Here is a 15,930-nt window from a genome sequence, read left to right as displayed (position 1 = left end):
ACAGGAGACCGAAGGTGCCGGTCCTCCCTGGAGCCGAGCCGTACCGCCACGAGGGCGGAGACGTCGGCGTCCTGCTCTGCCACGGCTTCACCGGTTCCCCGCAGTCGCTGCGCCCCTGGGCGGAGTACCTGGCCGAGCGCGGCCTGACGGTCTCGCTGCCGCTGCTCCCCGGGCACGGCACCCGCTGGGAGGACATGCAGCTCACGAGCTGGCAGGACTGGTACGCCGAGGTGGACCGCGAGCTGCGCGCCCTGCGCGAGCGCTGCGCACAGGTGTTCGTGGCCGGGCTGTCGATGGGCGGCGCGCTCGCGCTGCGGCTCGCCGCCAGGCACGGCGACGCGATCAGCGGCGTGGTGGTCGTCAACCCGGCGAACAAGGTGCACGGCCTGTCCGCCTACGCCCTGCCGGTGGCCCGGCACCTGGTCCGCACCACCCGGGGCATCGCCAGCGACATCGCCAAGCCGGGCAGCGTGGAGGTGGGGTACGACCGGGTGCCGCTGCACGCGGCGCACTCCCTGCGGATCTTCTTCCGGGTGGTCGACGCCGAGCTGCCCCAGGTCACCCAGCCGCTGCTGCTGCTCCACAGCCCGCAGGACCACGTGGTGCCGCCCGCGGACTCGGCCCGCATCCTCAGCCGGGTGTCGTCCACGGACGTCACCGAGCTGCTGCTGGAACAGAGCTACCACGTCGCGACGTTGGACCACGACGCGGACCGGATCTTCCAGGAAAGCCTGGCGTTCGTCGGCCGGCTCGCACCCAGTGTCGGCGCCGGCAAGGAAGGGACGGCCGCAGGTGGCTGAGTTCGACTCGGAGCGGGAGGACCGCGAGAGCCGGGAGGAACGGGAGGCCCGCGAGGCCCGGGAGAGAGGCGTGGGCGGGCTCGCCGGGGTCGGCGGCACGGGCCGCCCCGGCCGCGAGCCCGAGGAGCAGTCGGTGCCGTTCGACGAGGACGCCGCGTGGGCCGCGATCGTCGCCGGGTACGGCGAGGAGCCGCCGGACCCGCCGGGCGCCAAGCCGTTCAAGTCGGTGGAGGACCTGGCCCTGCTGGAGCCGGAGACCAACGACGACGACGGCGAGGCACCGCGCAAGGGGGCGGCGAAGCCGCTGGGCAGCTCCGTCTCCTTCGCCCCCGGCGTCGGCGGCGGTCCCCGCGACTACTCGGTGCCCGAGCCGGCGGAGGACGACTTCGACGAGGACGACGAGGGCCACTTCGTGCCGCCCGAGCCGCCCCCGCTGCCCGCCGCCGACACGACCGCGAAGTTCGCCTGGCTGGCGGTGATCGGCGGCCCGGTGCTGCTCCTGCTGGCCGTCCTGTTCGGCTGGGACATGACGTGGTGGCTCACCACCCTCGGCATCGGCGGCTTCGTGGGCGGCTTCACCACGCTGGTGATGCGGATGCGGACGGACGACGAGGACGACGACGATCCGGGGCGCGGAGCGGTCGTCTGACGGTCGAGCTCTCAGTTCGCCGGCACTCTGAGGGCGGCCAGGACCGGAAGGTGGTCCGTGGCCGCCCTCAGGTCTGTCTCCGTGATCCCGGGGTGCCCGGTCGGGACGCCGCACCCCAGTACCTCGACACCCTTCGTCGCGAAGATCGCGTCGATGCGCTGGTGGGGTTCGACGGGCGTGGAGGTGTACTCGGCGCCCCAGGGGGCGGCGGCCCAGCAGTCCTGGAGATCGGCGGCGAGCCGCCGGAAGGTACGGCCGTCCGGGCGCTCGTTGATGTCACCGCCCACGACCGCGTGCTCCACGCCCAGCGCGGCGAGCCGGTCGAGGACCATGCCGCCCTGCTCGTACCGCTCGTCCTTCTGCAGGCTGAGATGGCAGCTCACCACCCCCAGCCGTGCGCCCCCGAACCGCACGACGGCGGTGGCGAGGCCGCGCCGGTGCAGGCCGGGGGTGAGCGGCAGCAGCACGTCCTCGGTGCGCTCGACGGTGGCCCGCAGGGAGCACAGCAGGGCCGGTCCGGCGGCCGTGGCGCCGCCGGAGAGGATCACCAGGTCGGCGGCGCCGGCGAGCCGGGCGAGTTTCTTGCGCCAGCGGAAGAAGCGGGGCGCTTCCTGGACGAAGACCAGATCCGGGGCGCAGGCGGAGATCACCCGGGCGAGAGCGGCGGTGTCGTCCCGCAGGGACCGGACGTTGTAGCTGAGGACCCGCAGCACGACGGAACCGTCGGGTTCCGTACGGGAGTTGGGCAGCAGCGGAGTCGGATTCGCCATACGGATGAAGTTACGCCCAGGACCCCCACCCAGGGGCGCGGGGAACTGCGCGACAGGCCACGATTCACCCGCGGCCGAAATCGCGCAGAACCCCTGCGGCGAAACCACTCACATGATCGGGTCGGGCTCCCGGGCCAGGTCGGCCGCGCCGACGAGACCGGCCTTGTTGCCCAGCTGGGCCGCGATCACATCGGCGACCGGACGCCAGTTGCCGCCCACCAGCCAGCGCTTGTACGACTTGCGGATCGGGTCGAGCACCAGCTCGCCCTCGTCCGACAGGCCGCCGCCGACGATGAACGCGGACGGGTCGAACAGCGACGCGAGGTCGGCGAGGCCCGCGCCGGCCCAGCGGGCCAGCTCACGGTAGGAGTCCACGGCGACCGGGTCGCCCTGCCGGGCGGCCATGGAGATGTGCTTGCCCTCGATGCCGTCGGGGGTGCCGTCACCCAGCCCGAGCAGCACCTCGGCGCGCTCCGGGGTGGCGTTGGCGCGCTGCTTGGCGTACCGGACGAGGGCGCGGCCGGAGGCGTACTGCTCCCAGCAGCCCTGCGAGCCGCAGCCGCACAGCAGGCCGTCCGGCACCATCCGGATGTGGCCGAACTCGGCGGCCACGCCGAAGTGGCCGCGGCGCAGCTTGTTGCCGATGATGATGCCGCCGCCGAGGCCGGTGCCGAGCGTGATGCAGATGACGTTGCGGTGGCCCTTGCCCGCGCCGAACTTGTACTCGCCCCAGGCGGCCGCGTTGGCGTCGTTCTCCACCACGACCGGGAGGCCCACGCGGGCCTCAACCTTCGCCTTCAGCGGCTCGTTGCGCCAGTCGATGTTCGGCGCGAAGTAGACCTCGGAGCGCTGGCGGTTGACGTAGCCGGCGGCGCCGATGCCCACGCCGACGATGTCGTGACCGGCGCGCGCGCCTTCCACCGCGGAGGCGATGGCGTCCACGATGCCCTCGGGCGTGCCCGGGGTCGGCACCTTGTGGGTCGAGAGGATGTTGCCTTCCTCGTCGACCACGCCGGCCGCGATCTTCGTGCCGCCGATGTCGACGCCGATGGTGAGTCCCATGAATCCCTCAGTTTCGGTCGAGCCCCGCTATGGCCAACCGTACCCGAGGGCGGTTCAGTCCAGGTCGATGCGTTGCCCTGGACCGGTGCCCTCACCGGGGTCGCGGCGGGGGTCGGACGTCTCGTCGAGCTCTTCTGTCCCCGCCGTCCCGGCAGTCCCCGTGGTCCCGCTGGTCCAGCGGTGTTCCTGGTTCTGCACGGCGGAGCGGTAGGCGGCGAGGAGTTCCTGGCCGGCCGCGGCGAGGTGGTCGAAGACGTCCGGGTTGCGTTCGATGACCGGTTCGACGGCCGCCTTGGCCTGCTGGACGACCTGCTGCACCACCTGCTGCGCGGCGGGTCCCGCGACCGCTCCGAGCAGCGGCGACTGGAGCCCGGCCAGCTTGTCGAAGGCCGCGTCGACGAACTTGCGCAGCTCCTCGGCCGCGGAACCGGGTGGCGGTCCCTGGCGGGCCCGGTGGCGGGCCTTCTCCGCTTCCAGGTCCTCGGCGCAGGCGGTCGCCCACGCGTCGGCGTCACCCGGCGGACGGGTGTCCTCGGCCGCCTGCTCCCGAGCGGCGTCGTGGGTGGGGCGCTCTTCGCTCATGGCGGACTCCTGACTGCGTTTCGTCCCTACGACGTTACCCGAACGGGTGCGGCGGCTTCATCTGGTCGCGGGCCACAAGCGGGGATCGGGGGCGAACCGGACGCGCAGCTCGCCGTCGCTGAGGCCCGCCCCGTCGACGGTGCAGCGGCGCAGCGCGGACGGAAGCGGAACGATACGGCGGAACTGCCCGGCGGTGACGACGAGTTCGTCGCCGCGCCGGATCAGGTCGAGGTCGTCGCGGACCGCGCCGGGCAGCGGGATGTGCCAGACGAGCACACCGTCCTCGGCGAGCCGGTCGGTGACCGGCCAGGCGACGCGGGCGGAGCCGGGGGCGGCGGCCGGCACGGGGAGCGCGGCGAGGTCGTCGGTGCCGCGCGGGTCGCGGCCGAGGTGCGGCACGGGACGGACGTCGTACGACTCCTGCCACTCCGCGAGGACCTTGCGCTGCTGGGCGAGCGGCCCGGCCAGCCAGCCCTCGGCGTCGCCTTCGGGTTCCGGGAACACCCGGTTGGCGAGCAGCGCCTCCGGGCGGTGGCCGTGCAGGGCGAGACCGAGGGTCGCGGTGCGTACGGCGTCGGCGCCGGCCGGGGTGGGGTCGGCGACCAGGCGGACCTGGGTGGTGCGGTCGGCGAGGACGGCGGTGAGGGCGGCGAGTTCGACGTCCCAGCGGGCGGCGGTCTCGTACAGCCACTCCGCGGGCATCGGCACTCCGGCCAGCCGGCCGAGGACGGGGCGCAGGGCGCGGGCCGCCTGGCGTTCGGGCGGGAGGAGGCGGCGCAGGTAGCGGCGCAGTTCCTCGGGGAGGGCGAGCAGGGCGAGGGCCTGCGGCGCGGGCGGGAGGTCGACGACGACCAGGTCGTGGGCCTCGGAGAGGGCGGCGTCGCGCAGGGCGCGGAGCACGGCGAGTTCCTCCGCGCCGGGCAGCGGGGTGACCTCCTCGGGGTCCAGGCGGGCGGCGCCGAGCAGGTCGAGGGCGGCGGAGGCGCGGTCCTGGAGGGCGGCGAGGTCGTCCCGGAAGGCGGCGGTCGCGTCGGGGCGCCAGACGGTGAGGTGGGGGGTGATGCGCACCGGGGCGGGTCCCGTGGGGGTGCCGAGGGCGGCGCCGAGGGTGTCGGTGCGGTCGGTGCCGAGGAGGAGGGTGCGGGTGCCCTCGCGGGCGGCGGCGAGCGCGGTGGCGGCGGCGAGGGTGGTACGGCCGGTGCCGCTCTGGCCGGTGAGCAGGAGGGTGCGCATGGGGGTGAACGGTACTCGGGGTGATCGCCGGGGGGGGTGCGCGGCCCGGCGCGACGGGGTGCCGCCGCGCCCGCCCTCGCCGGCGTCCTTGCAGCCGCTTACCTCGCCCCCGACTCCACCCTCTTCTTCAGGCCCGCCAGCGCGCGGTCGATGATGACCTTCTCCGCCTTGCGCTTGATCATGCCGAGCATGGGGATCTTGACGTCGACGGTGAGCTGGTAGGTGACCTCGGTGCTGCCGGCGGGGCCGGGCTCGAGGAGGTAGGAGCCGTCGAGGGAGCGCAGCATCTGGGACTTGACCAGGGTCCAGGAGACCTCGTGGTCGCCGGTCCAGGTGTAGGCGAGGGTCTGGTCGTCCTTGATCGCGCCCGCGTCCATGACCAGGCGGACCTGCTCGGCGCGGCCCCGCTCGTCGGTCTTGAGGACCTCCGCCTCCTTCACCTCACCGGTCCAGTCCGGGTAGCGGGCGAAGTCGGCGATGACCGCCATGACGTCGGCCGGTGCCGCCTCGATCGTGGTGCTCGAGCTGGTGTGTTCCGCCATCGCCGTGGCTCCTCCAGATGCGGGCCGTACTGAGGAAGTGTGCGCACGTGTGTGCCGTGTGAAGGCTATCGCGCGGCGACCGGGCCGATGTCACCCGTATCCACGCCGCCTGCGTGGAGCGCGCGGCCCCCGGCCACCGGCGTGCCGCCGTTCACCACTCCAGCGCCCACGGCCGCCCGGCGCCCGCGAAATGCCCGACGTTCACGCACTCGGTCGACCCGATCCGCATCCGCCGGACCAGCGGCTGGTGGACGTGCCCGAAGAGGGAGTAGCGGGGTCTGGTGCGCCGTATCGCCTCCAGGAGCGCCTTGCTGCCCCGCTCGAAGCGGCGGGCGACCGTGTCGTAGACGAGTTCCGGCACCTCCGGCGGGATGTGGGTGCACAGCACGTCCACCTCGCCGACCGCCTCGATCTTCGCGGCGTACTCCTCGTCGCTGATCTCGAACGGTGTCCGCATGGGGGTGCGCAGACCGCCGCCGACGAAGCCGAAGGTCCAGCCGCCGATCTCGACCCGCTCGCCGTCCAGCACCGTCGTGCCGGGGCCGGCGTACTCCTGCCACAGGCGGGGCATGTCGACGTTGCCGTAGGTGGCGTACGTAGGGGTCGGGAACGCGGCGAACATCTCGGCGTACTGTGCCCGCACCGCCCGTTCGATCACCGTGGCCCGGTCCCCGTCGACACCCGCCCACAGCCGGGCGCCCAGTTCGCGGGCCTCGTCGAAGCGGCGGGCGGTGCGCAGGGCGACCAGGCGGTGGGCGTTCTCGACGCCGAACAGGTCGGGGAAGATGCCGCGCGAGTGGTCGGCGTAGTCCAGGAACAGCACCAGGTCGCCCAGGCAGATCAGGGCGTCGGCGCCGTCGCCGGCCCTGGCCAGGTCCGTCGAGTTGCCGTGCACGTCGCTGACGACATGGACACGGTGGGTGCGCGTTCTGCCGTTTCCGACCGGTGTGGGTGCCATGTCGATCAAGCGTAGGCGTGTGCGGCAAACGTGAACAGTAGCGGTCGGACCTGCGCTTACTCGCCAGTCGGGAGAGGCGTGGACTACTGTGCGCGAAGTAGCAGCAATCCGTGTGACGCAGCGAACATCTCGCCGGGACCCCCTGTCGTAGACGCCATACCGGCGGGTAACGTCCGGGCAGTCCAGTCGTGCTCAGGATTTCAACCACTGGGGTCCCCACCCCTGGCGGACGTCCTGACGCACTTGCCCGAGCCTTGGACCGCACCGTCGCATCACACAACGTCGTGGCGCCGGCGCCCTGTGAGGAGCAGCAGTCTTGCGCGAGTTCAGCCTTCCGGCTTTGTACGAGGTCCCCTCGGACGGCAACCTGACCGACATCGTCCGCAGAAACGCCGCGCAGCACCCCGAGGTCGCCGTCATCGCCCGCAAGGTGGACGGTGCCTGGCAGGACGTCACCGCGACGGCCTTCCTCGCCGAGGTCCACGCGGCCGCCAAAGGCCTGATCGCCTCGGGCGTTCAGCCCGGCGACCGGGTCGGCCTGATGTCCCGCACCCGCTACGAGTGGACGCTGCTCGACTTCGCGATCTGGAGCGCCGGCGCGGTCACCGTGCCGGTGTACGAGACCAGCTCGCCGGAGCAGGTGCAGTGGATCCTCGGCGACTCGGGCGCCACCGCCTGCGTCGTGGAGACCGACGGCCACGCCGCCGCCGTGGAGTCGGTGCGCGCCTCGCTGCCCGCGCTGAAGAACGTCTGGCAGATCGAGGCCGGCGGCGTCGAGGAGCTGGGGCGGCTCGGGCAGGGCGTCAGCGACGAGACGGTCGAGGAGCGCAGCTCGCTGGCGAAGGCCGACGACCCGGCGACCATCGTCTACACCTCCGGCACGACCGGCCGCCCCAAGGGCTGTGTGCTCACCCACCGCAGCTTCTTCGCCGAGTGCGGCAACGTCGTCGAGCGCCTGCGGCCCCTGTTCCGCACCGGCGAGTGCTCGGTCCTGCTCTTCCTGCCGCTCGCGCACGTCTTCGGCCGCATGGTGCAGATCGCGCCGATGGTGGCGCCGATCAAGCTGGGCTGTGTCCCGGACATCAAGAACCTCACCGACGAGCTGGCGGCGTTCCGCCCGACGCTGATCCTGGGTGTGCCGCGGGTCTTCGAGAAGGTCTACAACTCGGCGCGCGCCAAGGCCCAGGCGGACGGCAAGGGCAAGATCTTCGACAAGGCCGCGGACACGGCGATCGCGTACAGCAAGGCGCTGGACACCCCGTCCGGCCCGTCGCTCGGGCTGAAGCTGAAGCACTTCCTCTTCGACAAGCTGGTCTACAGCAAGCTGCGCGCGGTGCTCGGCGGCCGCGGCGAGTACGCCATCTCCGGCGGCGCCCCGCTGGGCGAGCGGCTCGGCCACTTCTTCCGCGGCATCGGGTTCACGGTGCTGGAGGGCTACGGCCTGACCGAGTCCTGCGCGGCCACCGCGTTCAACCCGTGGGACCGGCAGAAGATCGGCACGGTCGGCCAGCCGCTGCCGGGTTCGGTGGTGCGGATAGCGGACGACGGTGAGGTGCTGCTGCACGGCGAGCACCTGTTCAAGGAGTACTGGAACAACCCGGGCGCCACCGAGGAGGCGCTGGAGGACGGCTGGTTCCACACCGGCGACATCGGCACCCTCGACGAGGACGGCTATCTGCGGATCACCGGCCGGAAGAAGGAGATCATCGTCACCGCGGGCGGCAAGAACGTCGCCCCGGCCGTGATCGAGGACCGGATCCGGGCGCACGCGCTGGTCGCGGAGTGCATGGTGGTGGGCGACGGGCGGCCGTTCGTGGGCGCGCTGGTCACCATCGACGAGGAGTTCCTGGGCCGTTGGGCGGCCGAGCACGGCAAGCCGGCCGGTGCCACCGCGGCGTCGCTGTCCGAGGACGCCGACCTGCTGGCCGCGATCCAGTCGGCGGTCGACGACGGCAACGCCGCGGTGTCGAAGGCGGAATCGGTGCGGAAGTTCCGCATTCTGTCCTCCCAGTTCACCGAGGACTCGGGCCACCTGACGCCGTCGCTGAAGCTGAAGCGGAACGTGGTGGCGAAGGACTTCGCGCACGAGATCGAGGCGATCTACGCGAAGTAGTCACGCGGTACGGCCCTATGGCGCGGTGTCCTCCACGAGGACCCGCGCCATCGTGCGTTCGGCGAGCGCGGTGATGGTGACGAACGGGTTCACCCCGATCGAGCCGGGCACGAGCGAGCCGTCGGTGACGTAGAGCCGCCGGCAGCCCTTCACCCGGCCGTAGTCGTCCGTCGCCCAGTCGGTGCCGGCGCCGGTCCACAGCCGGCCCATCTCGAGCACGAGGGTGCGGATCCCGGCCTGGCCGGGCCGGAGGGCGGCGACCGCGCCGCCGTAGCCGGAACCGACCACGACGGCGGGGGCGGACTCGACCGCGTCGGGCTCGGCCGCGTGGGCGGACCGGAGACCGACGCGGGTGAAGGCGAGGGCGGCGGCCGTCCGGAGGGCCGCCATGCCGAGGATTGACGCCGCGTCAGCTGACCCCGCATCAGGTATGGGGATCATGCTGCGCAGCATGCGGCGAATTCCCGGTTCCGCCTGGAGGGCTGCCGCTTCATCCGCGTCGGGGGCCGCGGGTTGTCCGGGGTTCCCCTACAGCAGCGTTCTCAAGTCCTCCGCGAGCAGGTCCCAGCGCCACTTCTCCTCGACCCACCGGCGGCCCCGCTCCCCCATCCGGCGGCGCAGTTCCGCGTCGCCGAGGAGGGTGACGATCCGGTCGGCGGCCTCCTCGGGGTCGCCGCCGCGCACCACCCAGCCGGTCTCGCCGTCGAGCACCGCGTCGGGCGCGCCGCCGGAGTCCCCGGCGACGACGGGCAGCCCGGTCGCGGAGGCCTCCAGGTAGACGATGCCCAGGCCCTCGACGTCGAGCCCGCCGCGCCGGGTGCGGCACGGCATGGCGAAGACGTCCCCGGCGCCGTAGTGCGCGGGCAGCTCCGCCCAGGGCACGGCACCCGTGAAGCGCACGGAGCCGGCGACCCCGGTCTCGCGGGCGAGCCGCCGCAGGTCCTTCTCGTAGGGGCCGCCGCCGACGATCAGCAGCACCGCCTCCGGCTCCGCGGCGAGGATGCGCGGCATGGCCTGGATGAGGGTGTCCTGGCCCTTGCGCGGCACGAGCCGCGAGACGCAGACCACGACCGGCCGGTCGGTGAGGCCCAGCCGGGCCCGCACCTCCGCGCCGCCCGACTCCGGGTGGAAGGTCTTCTCGTCGACGCCGGGCGGCAGCTGCACCATGCGTGCGGCCGCCTCGGGGGTGAGCGCGCCGGCTATCCGGGAGCGCGTGTACTCGCCCAGGTAGGTCAGGGTGTCCGTGCTGTCGCCGATCCGCCGCAGCAGCTGACGGGCGGCGGGCAGCTGGGCCCAGCCGGCCTCGTGCCCGTGGGTGGTGGCCACCAGACGCTCGGCACCGGCCCGGCGCAGCGCGGGCGCCATCAGCCCGAGCGGCGCGGCCGCCCCGAACCACACCGCCGTACAGCCGTGCTCCCGCAGCAGCCCGACGGCCCGCCGGGTGGCGGCGGGTGTCGGCAGCAGCATGGTCGTGCTGTCCCGTACGACGGTGAAGGGCTGCTCGGCGTCGAACGCGGCCGTCGCCTCCCGGCCCTCGCGGCCACGCTTCCAGGTGGAGGCGTAGACGACCAGCCGAGCGGGGTCGAGGCGGAGTGCCATGTTGTGCAGGAACGCCTGGATGCCGCCGGGGCGCGGCGGGAAGTCGTTCGTCACGATGAGGGTCTTGCGCATCGTCGCAGACCCTACCCAACGTAGACTCACAGGCCGGCACGGCCGTACGGAACAGGGGCTCGAAGGTGAACAGGACGGACAGCCGAGGGCACCTGGCGTCACTGCTGGGGGCGTGGTGCCTGACACGCCTGTTCCTGCTGCTGTTCGTCTTCAAGGTGTACGTGTTCCCCGGCCCGGACGTCACCAGCGACATCTCGGTGATCTACCAGGGCTGGTACGGGGTGCTGCGCACCGGAACGTTTCCGCTGGGCGACGTCACCTGGCAGTACCCGCCGGCCGCCGCACTCGCCGTCCTCTCCCCCGCGCTGCTGCCCTTCCTCGACTACGCGCACGCCTTCTTCGTCCTGGCCTTCCTCGCCGACCTGGTCGTCCTCGCCCTGCTGTGCCGCGCCGCCCGGCGGCCGGAGCGGACCCTGCGCGGCGCCTGGGTTTGGGTCGCCGGCGTGGCGCTGCTCGGGCCGACGGTCTACGCCCGCTACGACGTGATGGTCACCGCCGTCGCGGTCGCCGCGCTGCTCGCGGGCGCCCGGCGGCCCCGGCTGATGGGCGCGCTGGCCGCGTTCGGGGCGCTGCTGAAGGTGTGGCCGGTGCTGCTGCTGGTCGCCGCCCGCAGACGGGGCACCTGGGTGGCGGCGGCGTGCACGGCGGGCGGTCTCGCGGCGCTGTTCGCCCTCGCCCTGCCCGGCGCCTTCGCCTTCCTGACCTTCCAGCGGGACCGGGGCACCGAGGTGGAGTCGCTGGGCGCGCTGGTCTTCCACGTGGCCCGGCACTTCGGCTGGGACGGCGAGGTGCTGCTGAACTACGGCTCGGTGGAGTTCCTCGGCCCGTACGTCGAGGTGGTCAGCACGGCCGCGCTCGCGCTGACCGGCGCGGCGTTCGGCTGGCTGCTGCTGTGGCGGCTGCTGGCGGTGCGGTTCGAGGCGGGCACGCTCGCGGACGCGGCGTTCGTGGCGGTGCTGATGTTCACCACCACCAGCCGGGTGATCAGCCCGCAGTACCTGGTGTGGCTGGTCGGGCTGGCCGCGGTCTGCCTGGGCTTCCGGGCGAGCCGGATGCGGCTGCCGGCCGGCCTGGTGCTGGCGGCGTGCCTCGCGACGGTCCTGGAGTTCCCCGTCTGGTTCGCGCACGTCGTCGCCAGTGACGGCCTCGGCGTCACGCTCCTCGCGGTCCGCAACGGCCTGCTGGTCGCCGCCACCGTCGTCGCGGCCCGCGAGCTGTGGCGGGCGACGGTGCCCCGCACCGCCCGCCGCACCCGGCTGCCCTCTCAGGCCGCCCGCGCCAAGGAGCCGACGGTCTCCTCCTGACGCCGCCGGGCGCGGCGCAGCACCGCAACCGCCGCGCACTGCACCGCCATCGCGAGCGCCAGCGCCAGGCACACACCCGGCAGCCCGAACCCGGACAGGCCGTACGCCAGCGGCAGCTGCACCGCCGTGCCGAGCACGGTCACCCGCAGCAGGAGTGGCGCTCCCCCGCCGCCCTCGAAGACCCCGCCCAGCGCGATGAAGCAGGCCATGAGCAGCAGATACGGCCCGACGCAGCGCAGGAACAGCGCGCCGGCCGCGGCGACCTCGGGCTCGGCGCCGAAGGCGGCCATGATCCAGGGCGCGGCCAGGGCGAAAAGTACGGCGGCGAGCGCGCCGGCCGTCCCGGAGAGCAGCACGGCCGCCCGGCCGATCGCCCGCCGCTCGTCGCGGCCCGCGCCGAGCAGGTGGGCGGTGTGGATGGCGGCCGCCTGCCGGACGGAGTAGAAGGCCATGGTGGCGACGTGGAGGGACTTGTAGGCGATGGCGTACGCGGCGACGGCGGTCCCCCCGATCCGTGCGACGACGGCGACCAGGACCAGCGCGCCGCCCTGGCGGACGGTGAAGTCGGCGGCCATCGGCAGCCCGGTGCGCAGGGTGCGGCGCAGAGCGGGCCGGACGCCTTCGGCGGGGCGGGCCGAGCGGGCCGCTCGCAGCAGTGCGGAGCGGCGCAGCACCGCCAGCCCCGCCGCGAGGGCCGCGCAGCGGCAGAGGACGGTCGAGAGGGCGGCGCCCTGGACCCCGTACCGGTGGATCAGCCAGGGGTCGCAGACGAGGATCAGGCCGCCTGCGAGGAGCGCCAGCCGCATCGGGGTCCTGGTGTCGCCGGTGCCCTTGAGGATGCCGTCGACGAGGTTCTGGGCGAAGAAGACGGCCATGCCCGGCAGGGAGATCGCGAAGTAGCCGACGGCGAGTGCGAGAGCGGCGCTCTCGTCGCCGAGCACCGCTCCCGCCAGGGGTTCCCGCAGCAGGAAGCCGCCTCCCGCGACCACCGGTGCGATCAGCGCCCACACCGCCCAGCCGCCCCGCACGGCGGCCCGGACCGCGCCCGGGTCGCGGGCCCCTCGGGCGCGCGCGACCAGCACGGTCGTCCCCGAGCCGAAGACCAGCGCCACGCCGAGCAGCACGTTCTCGGTGTTGGTCGCGACGGCGACGGCCGCCACCGCCGGGCCGCCGAGCCGGGCCACCCAGACGGTGTTGATGATCCCGGCGGCCACGGAGGCGAGGAGTTCGACGTAGACGGGCCGGGCGAGCGAGACGAGCTGTCCGCGATGCGTGTCCACGACTGACGACCCCCTCGAAGCGAGCTACCTCGATTCGAGGTAGCTCGACAAGAGGTACCATCGTCGTCACCACCGCCGCAAGGAGGAAAGGAGGAACCGGGCGCATGCTGGAGCTGTCGATCCTCGGCTTCCTCGCCGAGGAACCGCTGCACGGCTACGAGCTGAAGGAGCGCATCAAGGCCCTCAGCGGCCACGTCCGCCCCGTCAGCGACGGCGCCCTGTACCCGGCGATCACCCGCCTCGTCGCCGCCGGCAAGCTGGCGCAGCACACCGAGCCCGGCACGAGCGCCGCCCCCCGCCGCGTCCTCTCGCTCACCGACGAGGGCCGCGCCGACCTGCACGCACGCCTGCGGCAGCCCAAGCAGACGGAGATCACCGACCAGGTCCGCTTCAACACCCTGCTGGCGTTCCTGCGCCATCTGCCGGACCCCGCCGAGCAGGCGGCGGTGCTCCGCAGGCGCCTGGACTTCCTTGAGACCCCGGCGAGCTTCTTCTACCGCGCGGGCGAGCCGGTGCGGGCCGAGGAGGCTGGCGATCTGTTCCGCCTGGGCATGCTGCGCGTGGCCCGGGCGACCGGCGAGGCGGAGCGGGCCTGGCTGAGGGAGGCCATCGCGCTGCTGGAGGACGCACCGGCTCAGTCGCCGAGCTGATCCCGCAGATACTCCCGCCACAGCGCCGTGAAGTCCTCCGGCGTGGTCCCCAGCACCTCGGCCGTCGCCGCCGCGACCGCCCCGTCCCGCTTCCCGTGCTCCCCGACGGCCCGGTAGAACGCGCCGAGCCGCGCCTCGCCCCAGCGGTCCGCGATCAGCCGGCAGGCCAGCCAGCCGCCCTCGTACGCCTGCGCCAGCGCCGCCGCGTCCCCGGTGAAGCCGAAGTCCTCGTCGGCGGGCAGAGCGGCGGGCACCCGCCCCTCGGACACCGCGCGCGCCAGCTCGGGCGCGGCCTGCGCCGGGGAGCGCCCGGTGCCCCGGTAGCCGACCCAGTCGGCGTAGCCCTCGGACAGCCACAGCGGGGTGGCGGCGTTGGTGTGGGCGCGGGTGGCGACGTGGGTGGCCTCGTGGGTGAGCACGACCTGCCGGCCGACCGGCCCGAGGACGCCGTACGCGTCCGGGTTGACGATGATCCGGTCGGCGGGCGCGCTGCCCGTACCGGTCTCGCCGGTGGTGACCGCGGCGATGCCCCGGTAGGAGGAGGCGGGCGAGCCGAGCAGGGCCGCCATGCCGTCCAGCGACTTCGGCACGAGCACCACGAGCCGTCCGCTCCACGCGGTGCGCCACGTCCCGGAGACGGCGGGCACCGCGCGGTCCGCGAGGCCGGCGAAGGCCCGCAGCTCCTCGCGGGACCGTCCGACGCCGAGGACCAGGCTGTCGTCGCCGCGCACGGCGGTCACCGTGCCCTGGTCCCACAACTGCTGGGCGGCCTCGGGCGCGGGCCGGTCGGAGGCCACCGTCCACCGCCCGTCGGCGCCGTGGGCGAGGGTGAGGGTGCGGCCGGCGGTGACGGGGGCGGCGTCGTATCCGGCCACGCGGTAGCGCAGGTCGACGTCGGCGGTGGCGGTGTCGCCGCTGCGGTCCAGGGACTTCAGCCGGTACGACCAGGCCGCCAGCGGCACCGCGCGCAGCCGGTCGAAGCCGACGGTCGCGCCTGTCGCGCGGTGGGCCGCCGGGTCGTGGTCCAGGACGGCGGCGGCCCGCCGGTCGAGCAACCGCTGCACCTCGACCCGCGCGGCGTCCGTGGCGGGCCGCCCCCCGCATCCGGTCAGGGCGACGAGCAGCAGACACAGCGCCATCACCCAGGGCCCTGACGCCCGCCTTCGATCAGCCACCTTCCCGAGGGTAAGCGGCCCCGGCCGGTTCAGACCCGGGTGACCGCCGAGACCGGCATCATCCCGACCGGGTCGTAGCGCACCGGCGCGCCCGGGTAGGGCGCGTGGATGACCTGGCCGTTGCCCACGTACATGCCGACGTGGCTGGCGTCGGAGCGGTAGGTGACGAGGTCACCGGGCCGGGCCTGGGAGAGCGGGACGTGCCTCCCGGCCGCCCGCTGCGCCTGCGAGGTGCGCGGCAGGGAGACCCCGGCCTGCGCGTACGACCACTGCATCAGGCCGGAGCAGTCGAAGCCGCCGGGGCCCGCGGCGCCCCACACGTACGGCTTGCCGAGCGCCGAGCGGGCGGCGGCGACCGCGGCGGCGGCGCGGCCCGAGGCGGGGGCGGCGTCCCCGAGGTCGGGCATGCCGTCGCGGCCGGAGCGGGAGGCCCGGTCGTACGCGGCGCGTTCCTCGTCCGGCAGCGAGTCGAGCAGCCGCCGGGCCTTGGCGAGCTTGCGCTCCACGGCACGCTTGTGGGAGGCGACGGCCTTGCGGGTCTTCTCCAGCTCGCCGAGGGTCTCGGTGGCCTCCGCGCGGTCCTGGGTGAGTACCCGCAGGGCCGTCTGGAGGTCCTTCAGCCGGGCGGCCTGGTGGACGGAGATCCGGTCCAGGACGGCCGCCTTGTCGAGGTAGTCGTCCGGGTCCTCGGAGAACAGCAGGGCGAGCGACGGGTCGAGGCCGCCGGAGCGGTACTGGGCGCCGGCCAGCGAGCCCAGCGCCTCCCGCATGGTGTTGACGCGTTCCTGCTGCCGGGCGATCCGGTCCTGGGCGCGGTTCACCTGGCGGCGCAGTGTGTCGGCGCGCTCGTCGGCCTTGTTGTAGGCCTCGGTGGCCTTCTCGGCCTCCGCGTAGAGGCGGTCGACCTCGGCACGGGTGTCGTCGTGCGGCGCGGCCACGGCCGGGATCGCGCCGAGCGCGGCCGCCGCGGCCGACAGGAGGGAGACCGCGACGGTCGTGCCGCGGTCGAGACCGGACGACGGTGCCTGACGGCGATGGGACCCCACGAGAAGCCGCGCTCCTTCCACTGGCGGACAGGAAAACCCCCGCACGCCGGTGACACGGCGTAGGGGGAAACGCGGCAGACAGTAACCCTGTGACG

15 protein-coding genes and 1 pseudogene are annotated in these 15,930 nt (G+C 73.8%); 5 read left to right on the top strand and 11 right to left on the bottom strand.

All coding sequences use genetic code 11. From position 1 onward, the window contains the following. The first annotated feature begins 14 nt into the window (after positions 1-14). On the top strand, positions 15-800 hold the full coding sequence (locus ACSU6L_RS27575) for an alpha/beta hydrolase (protein WP_437061046.1): 786 nt from the start codon (positions 15-17) through the stop codon (positions 798-800). Continuing rightward, the gene (locus ACSU6L_RS27570; RefSeq protein ID WP_437061044.1) at positions 793-1,449 is read left to right on the top strand and encodes a hypothetical protein; all 657 of its coding nucleotides are present in this window, start codon (positions 793-795) and stop codon (positions 1,447-1,449) included. Before ACSU6L_RS27575 ends, ACSU6L_RS27570 begins: the two co-directional genes overlap by 8 nt. An 11-nt stretch (positions 1,450-1,460) precedes the next feature. On the opposite strand, the gene ACSU6L_RS27565 is transcribed toward ACSU6L_RS27570, so the two are convergent. The 6 genes from ACSU6L_RS27565 to ACSU6L_RS27540 all read right to left on the bottom strand — a co-directional run bounded on the left by ACSU6L_RS27565 (position 1,461) and on the right by ACSU6L_RS27540 (position 6,596). After that, the gene (locus ACSU6L_RS27565; protein WP_437061042.1) at positions 1,461-2,219 is read right to left on the bottom strand and encodes an endonuclease/exonuclease/phosphatase family protein; all 759 of its coding nucleotides are present in this window, start codon (positions 2,217-2,219) and stop codon (positions 1,461-1,463) included. 108 nt (positions 2,220-2,327) lie between these two features. Further along, on the bottom strand, positions 2,328-3,281 hold the full coding sequence (locus tag ACSU6L_RS27560; protein ID WP_073942894.1) for an ROK family glucokinase: 954 nt from the start codon (positions 3,279-3,281) through the stop codon (positions 2,328-2,330). 54 nt (positions 3,282-3,335) lie between these two features. After that, positions 3,336-3,863 (bottom strand): DUF5304 domain-containing protein, encoded by a 528-nt coding sequence (locus ACSU6L_RS27555; protein ID WP_437061039.1) that lies wholly within the window; start codon positions 3,861-3,863, stop codon positions 3,336-3,338. 57 nt (positions 3,864-3,920) lie between these two features. Continuing rightward, positions 3,921-5,096 carry an ArsA family ATPase gene (locus ACSU6L_RS27550; protein ID WP_437061037.1) on the bottom strand — a complete coding sequence of 392 codons (1,176 nt, stop codon included), beginning with the start codon at positions 5,094-5,096 and terminating at the stop codon, positions 3,921-3,923. A 98-nt stretch (positions 5,097-5,194) separates the two neighbouring features. Further along, entirely contained in the window at positions 5,195-5,638 is a 444-nt protein-coding gene (locus ACSU6L_RS27545) for an SRPBCC family protein (protein ID WP_437061035.1), read from the bottom strand. 151 nt (positions 5,639-5,789) lie between these two features. Continuing rightward, positions 5,790-6,596 (bottom strand): metallophosphoesterase family protein, encoded by an 807-nt coding sequence (locus tag ACSU6L_RS27540; protein ID WP_437061033.1) that lies wholly within the window; start codon positions 6,594-6,596, stop codon positions 5,790-5,792. A 316-nt stretch (positions 6,597-6,912) separates the two neighbouring features. On the opposite strand from ACSU6L_RS27540, the gene ACSU6L_RS27535 reads away from it, so the two are divergent. Further along, positions 6,913-8,709, top strand: coding sequence for an AMP-dependent synthetase/ligase (locus ACSU6L_RS27535; protein ID WP_437061031.1), 1,797 nt, complete (start codon positions 6,913-6,915; stop codon positions 8,707-8,709). Between the two features lie 15 nt (positions 8,710-8,724). Here the strand turns inward: ACSU6L_RS27535 and ACSU6L_RS27530 are convergent. Continuing rightward, positions 8,725-8,883, bottom strand: a pseudogene (locus ACSU6L_RS27530) (GMC oxidoreductase); the annotation flags it as partial. Between the two features lie 354 nt (positions 8,884-9,237). Beyond that, the gene (locus ACSU6L_RS27525; protein WP_437061029.1) at positions 9,238-10,380 is read right to left on the bottom strand and encodes a glycosyltransferase family 4 protein; all 1,143 of its coding nucleotides are present in this window, start codon (positions 10,378-10,380) and stop codon (positions 9,238-9,240) included. 65 nt (positions 10,381-10,445) lie between these two features. On the opposite strand from ACSU6L_RS27525, the gene ACSU6L_RS27520 reads away from it, so the two are divergent. Then, entirely contained in the window at positions 10,446-11,684 is a 1,239-nt protein-coding gene (locus ACSU6L_RS27520; RefSeq protein ID WP_437061027.1) for a glycosyltransferase 87 family protein, read from the top strand. Here the strand turns inward: ACSU6L_RS27520 and ACSU6L_RS27515 are convergent. Then, positions 11,645-12,964 carry an MATE family efflux transporter gene (locus tag ACSU6L_RS27515; RefSeq protein WP_437061025.1) on the bottom strand — a complete coding sequence of 440 codons (1,320 nt, stop codon included), beginning with the start codon at positions 12,962-12,964 and terminating at the stop codon, positions 11,645-11,647. The two genes, ACSU6L_RS27520 and ACSU6L_RS27515, sit on opposite strands and share 40 nt — an antisense overlap. Positions 12,965-13,068: 104 nt before the next feature. On the opposite strand from ACSU6L_RS27515, the gene ACSU6L_RS27510 reads away from it, so the two are divergent. Then, positions 13,069-13,614, top strand: coding sequence for a helix-turn-helix transcriptional regulator (locus tag ACSU6L_RS27510; RefSeq protein ID WP_437061023.1), 546 nt, complete (start codon positions 13,069-13,071; stop codon positions 13,612-13,614). Here the strand turns inward: ACSU6L_RS27510 and ACSU6L_RS27505 are convergent. Then, positions 13,599-14,789 carry a hypothetical protein gene (locus ACSU6L_RS27505; RefSeq protein ID WP_437061021.1) on the bottom strand — a complete coding sequence of 397 codons (1,191 nt, stop codon included), beginning with the start codon at positions 14,787-14,789 and terminating at the stop codon, positions 13,599-13,601. The two genes, ACSU6L_RS27510 and ACSU6L_RS27505, sit on opposite strands and share 16 nt — an antisense overlap. 29 nt (positions 14,790-14,818) lie before the next feature. Next, positions 14,819-15,835, bottom strand: a complete 1,017-nt coding sequence (locus ACSU6L_RS27500) for an NlpC/P60 family protein (RefSeq protein WP_437061019.1) — start codon at positions 15,833-15,835, stop codon at positions 14,819-14,821. Between the last annotated feature and the right edge of the window lie 95 nt (positions 15,836-15,930).

This window comes from Streptomyces sp. enrichment culture (assembly GCF_964272855.1).
Classification (GTDB): Bacteria; Actinomycetota; Actinomycetes; order Streptomycetales; family Streptomycetaceae; genus Streptomyces.
This window is presented reverse-complemented; position numbering and strand designations above follow the sequence as displayed.